The sequence below is a fragment of the Dyella terrae genome (genome assembly GCF_004322705.1).
Classification (GTDB): domain Bacteria; phylum Pseudomonadota; class Gammaproteobacteria; order Xanthomonadales; family Rhodanobacteraceae; genus Dyella_D; species Dyella_D terrae.
Window position 1 is genome coordinate 55087 of the sequence record NZ_SIZZ01000002.1, and the last position, 12025, is coordinate 67111.

Here is a 12025-nt window from a genome sequence, read left to right on the forward strand (position 1 = left end):
TGATGGCGAATCCAATGCGGGGGAGCGCGCTGGACGTGTCTATCGACGATTCGGATCGACTGAAGGGCTTACCGACGGCGCCGTTTCTTGCGGCCGATATCGGCGGCACGCATGGGCGCGTGGCGCTGATGTGCGCGTCGGCGAAAGACGCCGGTCATGTCGATACGCTGGCTTATCGCGTGTTTGCCTGCGCAGCGTTCCCGACGCTCACCAAATTGCTGGAGGCCTTTGTCGATGCCGAGGTACGCGTGCCGGTGAAGCACTGCGTGCTGGCCTGCGCCGGGCAGGTGCTGGGCGACGAGGTGTTGAACGACAACCTGCCGTGGCCGATCCACCTGAGCACGCTGCGCGATGCGCTGGGGCTGGACGAAGTGGCGGTGCTGAACGATTTCGAGGCGCTGGGTTATGCGCTGGATGGGCCGCTTGCCGAAGGCGGCCGTCATCTTTGCGGGCCGCTGGCGCCCTCGGGCGGCCCGACGCTGGTGATCGGCCCGGGCACGGGGCTGGGTGCCTCGGTGCATGTGCCGGGCGTCGATGGCGGCTTCGTGCTGACCACCGAGGCGGGGCAGATGGACTACGCGCCGAACTCGCTGCGCGAGCGCGAGATCCTGGCGCACATCGCGCCGGAAGGTGGTTACGTGGCCTTCGAGCACATCGTCTCGGGCCCGGGGCTGCTGACGATCTACGCCGCGTTGTGCGCGCTCGGCGGTGAAGCGCCGCAGCTGACGACGCCTGAAGCGGTGACCACGGCGGCGATGGCGCTGGCCGATGCGCGCGCCGTGGAAGCGGTGGAGATTTTCTGCGCATCGCTGGGGAGCTTCACCGGCAATCTCGCCATGGCGTTCATGGCCACCGGCGGCATCTATCTCGCCGGCGGCTTTCTGTCGTCGATTTTCGGGTTGCTCGAGCGCAGCGCGTTCGAGCAGCGGTTCCTGCACGGGCGCAGTGCGCGGCCGTTGTTGTCGCAGGTGCCGGTGTGGGTGACCGAGCACGGCTTGCATGGCGTGCAAGGCGCCGCGCGGTGGTATCTGCGCCATGGCGCGCTGGAAACCGTGGTGCCGCGCGTGGCCGGGGCAACGCCATGAAGCCCCTGACCGCCGCCGCGAGCCTTTGTCGACTGGCCCTGCTGTGGCTGGTGACGACGGGCGTGGCCGTGGCGGTGCCTGCCCATGCACCCTGGTCCCTGATGCCGCAGCCGGCGAAGGTCACGCAGGCGACGTCCGGAGCGGTGCAGATCGCCGATGGCGCGGTGGTAACGGTTCGCGGTACCAAGACCAACGAAGTGCAGGCCGTCGCCGAACAGTTCGTTCAACGCGTGGCCAGCACGCGCGGCTTGCATCTGCATTTGGGCGAGAGCGGTACGATCACCTTCGACGTTGATGCGAAGGCGGATATCGCCGACGACGCGGGCTATCGCATCACGGTGAACGACAAGGGCATCGTCGTGACGTCGCGCAGCGCACGGGGCGCGTTCTACGGCAGCGTCACGTTGTGGCAGTTGCTCACGCAGCCGGGTTGGGTGCATGGCGCGCCGGCGCAGGTGTCGTACGGCAGCGTCGATGATCACCCGCGCTTCGCCTGGCGCGCCGTGTTGCTGGACTCGGGGCGGCATGTCCAGAGCGTGGCCGACATCAAGCAGCTGATCGACGGGATGGCGCTCAGCAAGTTGAACGTGCTGGTCTGGCATCTCACCGAGGACCAGGGCTGGCGCCTCGCTATCCCGAAGTATCCCGAGCTCACGAAGATCGGCGCGTGCCGCAGGGCGGCAGGCCTGGACGCGGAGCTCACCGGTTCGCCCGGCACGCCGTACTGCGGTTTCTACACCGAGGACGACGCACGCGAGATCGTGCGCTATGCCGCCGAGCGTTACGTCGACGTGGTGCCGGACATTGACCTGCCGGGGCATTCGCAGGCGGCAGTGGCGACATATCCGTGGCTGGGCGTCACCGGCAAGCGTCCGGACGTGTGGACCGACTGGGGCGTCAGCCCGTGGCTGCTCAAGCCGGACGCGAAGACGCTGGGCTTCGTGTACGACGTGCTCGATGAAGTGATGCGGATCTTCCCGTCGCGCTATGTCTCGATCGGTGGCGATGAAGCGGACAAGCAGCAGTGGAATGCGTCGCCGGAAGTGCGCGCCCAGATGCACACGCTGGGCCTGGCCAACATGGAGCAGTTGCAGGGCTGGTTCACGCAGCAGGTGGCCGCGCATCTGGTGAAGCACGGGCGCACGCCGGTGGGCTGGGACGATTCGATCGAGGCGGGCGTGGCGCTGCCCGCGTCGGAACGGGTGATGTCCTGGCATGGCAATGACGACGAGCGCATCGCGCTGACCGCCATTCGCCAGGGCCACGATGTCGTGATGACGCCGCAGGAAACGCTGTACTTCGATCACCTGCAGTCCGATCTTCCCGATGAATGGCCGGGGCCGCCGCTCGCGGTGACCTTGCAGATGGCGTACGGAACGGCGGTGATTCCGCCCGGCGCGACAGCGGCCGAAGCGAAGCACGTGGTGGGCGTGCAGGCCGGTCTGTGGGCCGAACACATGCTTACGTTTGCGCATGTGCAGCACGCGCTTTACCCACGCCTGGCGGCGCTGGCGGAGCTGGGTTGGTCGCCTGAGAACGCGCGAAACTGGAGCAGTTTCCTGCAACGCCTGCCGGGTGAGCTGGCGCGCTACCGCGCCTTGGGCATCGGTTATGCCGACTCCGCCTATGCGCCGGTGTTCCAGGTGACGGGCGCGGCCGATGGCGCGTTCAAGGTGACGCTCGCCAACCAGGTGGCGTCGGGAACGATGCGCTTCACCACCGACGGCGCCGCGCCCACGGCGACGTCCGCGGCATACGTCCGCCCGCTCACGCTGGCGAACCATACGACGCTGCGCGCCGCCACGTTCGCAGCTGACGGTTTCGAACTGGCTGCGCCGCGCACGCAGGTGCTCGATGCATCGACGCTGACGACGCGCGACAGCACCGCGCTGGCCACGTGTTCAAAGCAGCCGCCGACGCATCTGGAAGGCGTGCGTCCGGCGAGTGGTGACAGGCCACGCTACGCGGTGGACATCGGCAACGCCTGCTGGCTGTGGCCGCAGGCGCCGCTCCACGGCATCAAACATGTGTCGATCACCGCTGAACGCCTTGCCTGGCGCTTCGGCGATGAAGCCAAAGACGCCACGGTGTATCGCAAGACGGGTGCGGCGGGCGAGTTCGAGATTCATGCGGATACCTGCAAGGGGCCGCTGCTGGCGCGCATGCCGCTCGACAGCACGGTGCAGGGACAAGTGCATCTGAAGGCAGACGTGGCGATGCCGGCGGGGGCCGGTGCGCGCGACGTGTGCGTTTTCGCCACGGGCGATCCACGCGATGGCCAGTGGGCGTTGGCGCGCATGACGTTTTCGCAATAAGCGGGAAGCGGAGCAGGGGCTCCGCACGGTGGCGCGGGTAAGAGGGACTGGCTTGCGACATCGGTGTGGGAGGAGAGACAGCATCACGAAGCGCGCGCGCCGCAAGGCGTCGCCGTGCAACACGCGTACGAGCATTCCACGGAGCCGTTGAGGTTAGACAGGCAACACCAACGAGGTTAAAGCCCATGTCCACCGTACTTCGCAAGCATCCTCTGTCATTCGCCATCACGCTGGCGGTGTTCGCCGCCGTGTCGGCTCCGGTCGCCGCCTCGAGCTTCGTCTTCAGCGAAGCCGACGGTCAGGCGGCCCAGTCGGGCACGCCGCAGACCGCGCCGCCGGCCGACGCCAAAAAACCGGACGCCAAGAAAACCGAGGAAGAGAAAAACGCGGTGACGCTGGCGACCGTCGCGGTGTCGGGCGTGCGCGCCTCGCAGATGCGCGCCATTGACCTGAAGAAAGAAGCGCCGAACATCCAGGACAGCATCACCGCCGAGAACATCGGCGCGCTGCCCGACACCACCATCACCGACTCGCTGCAGCGCGTTACCGGCGTGCAGATCAATCGCGATGCCGGCGTCGGTACCTCGGTGGACGTCCGCGGCCTGCCGCAGGTCGGCACCATGTTGAACGGTGAAGTGTTCATTACCGCCGATCAGATCGACTCGCAGCAGCCGGACTTCACCATGCTGCCGTCCACGCTGTTCCACGGCGTGGATGTGCTCAAGTCCTCGACGGCGAGCACCACCGACAGCGGCATCAGTGGCGCGATCGACCTGCATACGTACCGCCCCTGGGACCTGCCCAGCGGCTTTACCTACAGCTATTCGGCCAATGGCGAGCGCGGCACTACCTCGAACCATTGGGGCCCGGAAGCCAACGGCCTGATTTCGTACAACGACGAAGGCCACTGGGGCCTGCTGTTCTCCGCTGACTACTCCGACACGCGGCGCAGGAACTCGACCGAGGGTCTGGACCAGTACGGCGTCGTGTTCAACGGCGAGAACGCGGCCAGCGCGGGTGGCTATAACGGCTTCCTGACGCCCTGGAACGGCGCGCCCATTCCGCCGCAGATCGTGCAGAACGCCGACGGCAGCGTGGACGTCAACGGCGACGGCAAGTCCAACGGTGTGTTCATGGGCAGCCAGAACTTCGGCCTCAATGACATCACCACGCAGCGCAAGCGCAAGTCCGCCAACATGGCGTTCCAGATGGACCTGGGCAGCGGCTTCAGCCTCACCAGCGATTACTTCTACTCGCAGCAGCGCCAGTACGATCGCAACGTCGGCGTCCAGTTCAACTCCACCAACTGGCAGGGCGCCACCTACGTGCCGCTGCAGTCGCGCAATACCGGTGCGCCGGCGCTCGGTTCGTACGGCACGCCGGAGCCGGGTTGGGAAGGCTCGCAGATCTATACCACCCAGGTGTACGAGAAGTGGCCGGGCGACGTGGAGTCGTACTCGTCGATCATGCAGAAGAGTTCGGTGGCGAAGAACTTCAACCTGCAGTTGGATTACGACGACGGCGGCCCCTTCACCGCGAGCGTGCGTGGCATCCACGACACCGCGAAGCAGTCGTTTGCCGAAACCGACGTCAACATTTCCAACTCCAACGGCGCGCTGTGGCCGAACGTGCTGATGGATGGCGTGCCCGATGACGCCGTGCCGCCGGGCACGATGGTGTATCCGGCAGAGCTGGGCGGCAACCGCGTGTTCAACGCCAACGGCCTGGAGCAGAACACCGTTCCGATCATCGCGAACTTCGGCGGCCGTTACCTCAAGATCTCCGTGCCGCAGTCGATGGCCACGGACTTCGCCAATGCCAACAGCTGGACCATGAAGACGCTGGAGTCCTCCGGCGATTACGACCGCAAGGTGTCGATGAACGCCCTGCGCTTCGACGGCAAGTACGATTTCCAGGACGGCTTCAAGCTCAACTTCGGCCTGCGCAACAGCATCCGCAGCGCTGATAACGAAGGCTGGACGCTGGAAACGCCGGTGTACGCGGGCATGGGTGCGAGCGATCCGAACGGATGCCTGGTGCGCTACGTCGGCGCGGACGTGGTGCTCGACAGCGGTTCGTGTACGGCCGGCAATGACCAGGGTTATTTCCGCGCCGGTCCGCTATCCGCCATCTCCATGCCGAAGACCGCCGCGCCGTTGGCGAATAACTTCAAGTACTACAACAACCTGCTGGGCTCGGGCATTAACTTCTGGGCGATCGATCCGTCGGCGATGATCGACCCGATTGCGTACTGGAAGTCGCTGTATCCCAACACCTGGAAGGTGGCCGAGCCGGGCACGACCTGGGCGGTGCGGCTGAAGGAGTTCTCCGGTTACGTGCAGGCAGACTTCAACGGCATGTGGGGCGACATGCCCTATAGCGGCAACGTCGGCGTGCGCATGATCCACACCAACCTCGATGTCACCCAGCACCTGTCCGGGGACCCGGGCGCGTACGGCGACGAGCCGGCGGACGTGGGCACCGAGCAGACCAAGCGCAGCTATCAGGACATCCTGCCGTCGCTGAACTTCTCCATCAATTTCACCGACGACCTGAAGTTCCGCCTGGCGTACTCGAAGAACATGATGCCGCTGGACCTGAGCACCTGGGGCGGCGGCCTGCAGCTGAACTACTCGCTGGCCGAAACGCCGGATGGCCCGATCTTCCGCGTCGCCAACGGTACGTCGTCGGGTAACCCCAACCTCAAGCCCTGGCGTTCGACCAACTACGGCGCCTCGCTCGAGTACTACATCAACCCGACCAGCATGCTGAGCCTGGCGCTGTTCCGCATCAACGTGGACAGCTTTATCAAGAACGGCAGCGTGACCAACTGCGACCTGCCGGACGAAGACGGTGTCGTGCGCAATCACTGCATCGTGATCACCCAGCCGGTGCAGGGCACCGGCAACAGCATTCACGGTGCGGAGTTCGACTACCGCCAGGGCTTCACCTTCCTGCCGGGCTTCCTGTCGAAGACGGGCATGGAAATCAACGCCACGTACGCGCCCAGCAACTCCGGCGAGAAGGATCTGGCGGGCAAGGAGATTCCGTTCCAGGACAACTCGACCAAGTCCGGCAACTTCATCCTCTGGTACCAGGACGATCACTTCCAGGCGCGCGTGGCCTACAACTACCGCTCGCGTCGCGCGGTGATGGACAGCGTGGGTGGCATCACGGGCATGGAGATGTATGAGGCGCCGCAGCATTACCTCGACGCGTCGATCTCGTACAAGTTCAACAAGTACGCCGAGGTGTTCCTCAACGGCACCAACCTGACCAACGAGTACCAGCGCTACTACCTGGTGTGGTCGGATCAACCCGGGCACTCGACGTTCTCCGAGCGCATGGTCATGCTCGGCGTGCGAGGCCAGTGGTGAGCGGGGCGTCGCCCGGGCTTGATGGAGGTCCCGTTTCCGCCCCTCACGGAAACGGGGCCGCCGCAAGGCGGGCGGCCGACCCGTTGTCAGCAACTACCAACGACAAGGCAAGCATGCAGGACTCCCAGCCCACCCGCGACAACGCCTTCCATCGCTCCATCGGCCTGTTCTCGGGCACGGCGATCAACATGACGCAGATGTGCGGCATCGGGCCGTTCATCACCATTCCCATCATGGTCGCGGCGATGGGCGGGCCGCAGGCGGTGATCGGCTGGATCGCCGGCGCGATCCTGGCGATGGCCGACGGTTTGGTCTGGGCGGAGCTGGGTGCGGCGATGCCGGGCTCGGGTGGCACGTATGTCTACCTGCGCGAGGCCTTCCAGTACCGCACGGGCAAGCTGATGCCGTTCCTCTTCATCTGGACGATGCTGCTGGCGATTCCCTTGCTGATGTCCACGGGCATCATCGGCATGGCGGAGTACCTGGGCTTCTTCTTCCCGAACCTCGGCTGGTGGCCGGTGCATCTGGTGAGCCTGGCGGCCACGGCGCTGGTGACGTGGTTGCTGTATCGGCGCATTGAATCGGTTCGTTCGATCACCGTGGCGCTGTGGGTAATCATGCTGGTGTCGGTGATCGGTACGGCGGCAGCGGGATTCTCGAACTTCAACGCCGCCTTTGCATTTACCTATCCCGCCGATGCCTTCGGCAGTCGCTTCTTCGTGGGTCTGGGCGCGGGCCTGATCATCGGCATATACGACTACCTCGGGTACAACACCACCGCTTATATCGGCGACGAGCTGCGCAACCCGGGGCGGACGATGCCGGGCTCGATCATCATCTCGGTGATCGCGATGATGTTCGTGTATTTGCTGCTGAACATCAGCGTGCTGGGCGTGGCGCCGTGGCAGGAGATCGCGCAGTCCAAGTCGGTGGCATCGCTGGTGGTCGAGCGCAGCTGGGGTCATGCCGCGGCGGCGGTGATGACAGTGCTGATCATCGTGACGGCGTTTGCGTCCGTGTTCACCGGCTTGCTGGGTGGATCGCGCGTGCCGTTCGAAGCGGCGCGGGACAAGGTGTTTCTGTCGGTGTTCGGGCGCCTGCACAAGAAGCATGGCTTCCCGCACGTTGCGCTGATCACGATGGGCGTGGTGACGGGGATCGGTACGTTCTTCGATCTGACCGAAGTGATCAACATGCTGCTGACGGCGATCATCATCGTGCAGTCGCTGGCGCAGATCGCGGCGCTGGTCGTGTTGCGCAAGCGTCAGCCGGGTCTGGCGCGGCCGTACAAGCAATGGTTGTATCCCGTGCCTTGCCTGGTGGCTGTGGTGGGCTGGGTCTATGTGTATTTCTCGGCGTCGACCTTGTCGTTGATCCTTTCGGGCGTGTGGATCGTTGCCGGGCTCGTGGTGTTTGCGGTGTGGGCGCGAGTTAACCAATCGTGGCCGTTCGCGCCGGTCGAGATTCGTGAAACCTATCTTGAGAAGCAGTGACGTCATGAAGCGATCGATCAGGCAGGTGCTGTGGGTGGTGGCCCTTGGGTTTACGTCGGCGGCGAGCGCCCAGACGACGTACTCGACCACACAGGTGCCGGCCGATGCCGGGACGGTCACGCCGATCGGACGCTGGCTGATTCAGGACAGCGCGAAGGCGCAGGAAACGGGCGCCGCGATTTCTGCGGCCGGCTATGTCACCAAGGAGTGGTACCCGGTGACCGGGCGCGCCACAGTGATGGCGGGCTTGCTGGAAAATGGCGTCTTCAAGAACGACGTGTTCTACAGCGACAATCTGCGCGCGGTGCAGGTACCGGAGGCGAGCGGCAACCTGTTCGTGGTGCCGTGGTGGTATCGCACCGAATTCACGCTGGCGAAAGCGCCGGCGGGACGGCACACCTTCGTGCGCACCAACGGCATGATTGCGAGCGCCGATCTGTGGGTGAACGGTCATCTCATCGCCGATCATTCGAAAGTCGCTGGCGCGTATCCCGTGCGCGACTTCGATGTGACGAAATGGGTGCACGCCGGCACCAACGTGCTGGCGATGCGCGTGCAGCCGGGCGACCCGCGCATGAGTCTTTCGATCGGCTGGGTCGACTGGAACCCCACGCCGCCGGACAACAACATGGGGCCGTGGCGCGGCGTGGATATCGTGCAGAGCGGGCCGGTAGTGCTTAGCGATCCGCTGGTATCGTCGGACGTGTCGCTGCCCGATCTGGCGCACGCCTCGCTGGCGGTGAAGGTGACCGCGAAGAATCTTGATACCGTGGCGCATGAAGTGACGATCCAAGGCTCGGCGGCCGACGTGGCGCTGCAGCAGGAAGTGCGCCTGGCGCCGGGGCAGACCCAGGTCATTACGTTCACACCCAAAACCACACCGGGGCTGGCGCTGGATCGCCCGAGGATCTGGTGGCCCATCGGCATGGGCGAGCATCCGTTGTATGCGATGGCGCTGACGGCGACTGTGGATGGCGCCGCGTCGGATCGCACGTCGACGAACTTCGGCATTCGCAGCGTCACGTCCCATCTGACGAAGGACGGCTACCGTCAGTTTGTTATCAATGGACTGCCCCTGCTGATTCGTGGTGCAGGCTGGGCGCCGGACATGTTCCTGCGTGACGATCCGGCGCGCATGGAAGCGGAGTTTGGTTACGTCGCCAACCTCGGCCTCAACACCATTCGCAGCGAAGGCAAGCTGGAAAACCAGCGCTTCTACGACCTGGCCGACCAGCACGGGATCATGATCCTTGCCGGCTGGGAGTGTTGCGACAAGTGGGAGTCGGCGGCGAAGACGGGCGGCGAGCCGTGGAGCGCGGCGGACGAGACGGTGGCGCAGGAGTCGATGGCGAGCGAGGCGCGACTGTTGCGCAATCACCCGTCGGTGATCGGATTCTTCATTGGCAGTGACAATGCGCCGCCGCCGCACATCGCCAAGATGTACGCCGATACGCTGGCGGCCGCTGACTGGACACTGCCCATCATTTCCGCGGCGGTGGACCAGGGCACGGCGGAGACTGGGCCCTCGGGCATGAAGATGGCCGGGCCGTACGACTGGATTCCACCTTCGTACTGGTATGCGGACAAGCTTGGCGGCGCCTTCGGATTCGACTCGGAAGTCAGCGCCGGCGCCACCATCCCGCGCATGGAAGACCTGGCACGCATGCTGTCGCCGCAGGAGCAGGAGGCGCTGTGGAAGTATCCCCAGGCGCGCCAGTACCACGCCTCGGCGGACTGGTCGACGTTCGCCGTGCTGACGCCGTTCGATGACGCGCTGGCGCATCGCTACGGCGCGCCGAAGAACCTCGCGGACTACGTTGCAAAGGCTCAGCTCGACAACTACGACAACGTGCGCGCGCAATTCGAGGCCTTCAACGCACGCATGAGCGCGCAGAAGCCTTCGACCGGCGTGATCTACTGGATGCTCAACAACGCCTGGCCGTCGCTGCACTGGCATTTGTACGACTACTACATGAATCCAGCGGGCGCGTACTACGGTGCGAAGAAGGCCAACGAGCCGCTTCATATCCAGTACGCGTATGACACGCGGGACGTGGTGCTGGTCAATCACACGCGCGAGGCGGCGCGCGGACTGCGCGCCCATGTGCGCGTGCGCAACCTCGACGGCAGTGTGCGCTTCGAGAAGGATCTGGCCGATATCGGCATCGAGGGAAATCATGCGCAAGCGGTGATGACCGTGCCGGCGATCCGTGGCCTTTCGACGACTTACTTCGTTGAGCTGGATCTTGCAGGCTCGGATGGCAAGGCGGTCAGCCGCAATGTCTACTGGCTTTCCACGCGCGAGGACACGCTGGACTGGGCGAAGTCGAACTGGTACCTGACGCCGCTGACGCAGTACGCGGACCTGACCGCGCTGCAGACCCTGCCGGCAGCAACGATCGAAGTTCACGCGACCACGCGGCGTGAAGGAAACGATGACGTGACGACCGTGACGCTGTCGGTGCCGAAGTCATCGAAAGCACCGGCCGTGCAGCAGCATGTTGCGATCCGTCGCGGGGCCAGGGGCGATCTTGCGCTGCCCATACGCTGGACAGACAATGAGGTGACGCTCTGGCCCGGCCAGTCCGTGGAGCTGACCGCGCGCTATGCGTCGCAGGGTGCAGCGGCGGTGGTCGAGGTGAGTGGGTGGAACGTGCCGGCGCAAAGCGTTCCGGCATCAGGCAAACAGGCGTTGGTCTCGCAGGGATCCGATCATTGACGACGCAAGGGCTTCCATGTCGCGCGTGACCATCAACGATGTCGCCCGTGCCTCGGACACCTCGAAAAAAACCGTGTCGCGCGTGCTCAACAACGAGCCGAACGTGCGCGATTCGGTACGCGAGCGCGTGCTCGCGGCCGTGGCGGAACTCAATTATCGCCCGTTGACCTCCGCGCGCAGCCTCGCGACCAATCGCTCCTTCATGATCGGCCTGCTCTACGACAACCTCTCGCCGAGCTACATCATGGAAGTGCAGGCCGGCGTGCTGGAGGCCTGCGAAGCGCAGCAGTACGGCATGGTGGTGCAGCCGCTGGTATCGACCGCGCCGGATTTCGTCGAGCGCGTGGAAGGCATCGTGTCGCGCCACCAGCCGGACGGCCTGATCCTCACGCCGCCGATCACCGATCACCCCAGGCTCCTAAGCTACCTGCGCAAGGCGGATATTCCTTTTGCATCCATTGCGCCCCATCAGTCCAACGACTGCATCGGCGTCATCCTGCGCGAACGCGAGGCGGCCGCGAAGATGGTGGCGCACCTGGTTTCGCTGGGGCATCGGCGCATCGCGCACATCATTGGCGACCCGAAGCATGGCGCTGGCATCTGGCGCCTGGCCGGCTATCGCGACGGACTGAAGAAGGCCGGCCTCAAGGAAGACCCCGCGTACATGGTGCAGGGCCAGTTTTCCTTCGAGTCGGGCGTGGCGGCGGCGCGACGATTGCTGGCCATGAAAGATCGTCCCACGGCGATTTTCGCCGCCGACGATGACATGGCTGTCGGCGCGATCTGGGCCGCCGCCGAAGCCGGCGTGTCGGTGCCCGGCGAGGTTTCCATCTGCGGCTTCGATGACACCACCATCGCCACCCAGGTGTGGCCCTTGCTCACCACGGTGCACCAACCCGTGCGCGAGATGGGCAAGCGCGCCACCGAAGAATTGTTGCTGCGCGTGCAGGGCAAGGGCGAGCCGCGCATGGTGGAAGTCGATTACGAAATGCGCCTGCGCGCATCGACGGCACCCGCCCCCTGATTCACATCATCC

The 12025-nt window shown here is 65.0% G+C and carries 6 protein-coding genes; all 6 read left to right on the forward strand.

Translation table 11 applies throughout. The features are described from left to right. Nucleotides 1–35: 35 nt before the first annotated feature. The 6 genes from EYV96_RS11115 to EYV96_RS11140 all read left to right on the forward strand — a co-directional run bounded on the left by EYV96_RS11115 (nucleotide 36) and on the right by EYV96_RS11140 (nucleotide 12013). Complete coding sequence (locus tag EYV96_RS11115; RefSeq protein WP_240732461.1) at nucleotides 36–1085, forward strand: glucokinase; 1050 nt, start codon at nucleotides 36–38, stop codon at nucleotides 1083–1085. Further along, nucleotides 1082–3400 carry a beta-N-acetylhexosaminidase gene (locus tag EYV96_RS11120; RefSeq protein WP_131151634.1) on the forward strand — a complete coding sequence of 773 codons (2319 nt, stop codon included), beginning with the start codon at nucleotides 1082–1084 and terminating at the stop codon, nucleotides 3398–3400. The genes EYV96_RS11115 and EYV96_RS11120 overlap by 4 nt, the downstream gene beginning before the upstream one ends. 185 nt (nucleotides 3401–3585) lie before the next feature. After that, the gene (locus EYV96_RS11125; RefSeq protein ID WP_131151635.1) at nucleotides 3586–6777 is read left to right on the forward strand and encodes a TonB-dependent receptor; all 3192 of its coding nucleotides are present in this window, start codon (nucleotides 3586–3588) and stop codon (nucleotides 6775–6777) included. Between the two features lie 113 nt (nucleotides 6778–6890). Continuing rightward, nucleotides 6891–8270, forward strand: coding sequence for an APC family permease (locus EYV96_RS11130; RefSeq protein ID WP_131151636.1), 1380 nt, complete (start codon nucleotides 6891–6893; stop codon nucleotides 8268–8270). A gap of 4 nt (nucleotides 8271–8274) precedes the next feature. Next, nucleotides 8275–10989, forward strand: coding sequence for a glycoside hydrolase family 2 protein (locus EYV96_RS11135; protein ID WP_131151637.1), 2715 nt, complete (start codon nucleotides 8275–8277; stop codon nucleotides 10987–10989). Nucleotides 10990–11005: 16 nt separating this feature from the next. Then, entirely contained in the window at nucleotides 11006–12013 is a 1008-nt protein-coding gene (locus EYV96_RS11140; protein ID WP_131151638.1) for a LacI family DNA-binding transcriptional regulator, read from the forward strand. Nucleotides 12014–12025: the final 12 nt, after the last annotated feature.

Excerpts from the sequence above, each read along its gene's own strand:
- EYV96_RS11125 (WP_131151635.1), top strand. The coding sequence starts at position 3,586 with ATGTCCACCGTACTTCGCAAGCATCCTCTGTCATTCGCCATCACGCTG.
- EYV96_RS11135 (WP_131151637.1), top strand. The coding sequence starts at position 8,275 with ATGAAGCGATCGATCAGGCAGGTGCTGTGGGTGGTGGCCCTTGGGTTT.
- EYV96_RS11130 (WP_131151636.1), top strand. The coding sequence starts at position 6,891 with ATGCAGGACTCCCAGCCCACCCGCGACAACGCCTTCCATCGCTCCATC.
- EYV96_RS11120 (WP_131151634.1), top strand. The coding sequence starts at position 1,082 with ATGAAGCCCCTGACCGCCGCCGCGAGCCTTTGTCGACTGGCCCTGCTG.
- EYV96_RS11140 (WP_131151638.1), top strand. The coding sequence starts at position 11,006 with ATGTCGCGCGTGACCATCAACGATGTCGCCCGTGCCTCGGACACCTCG.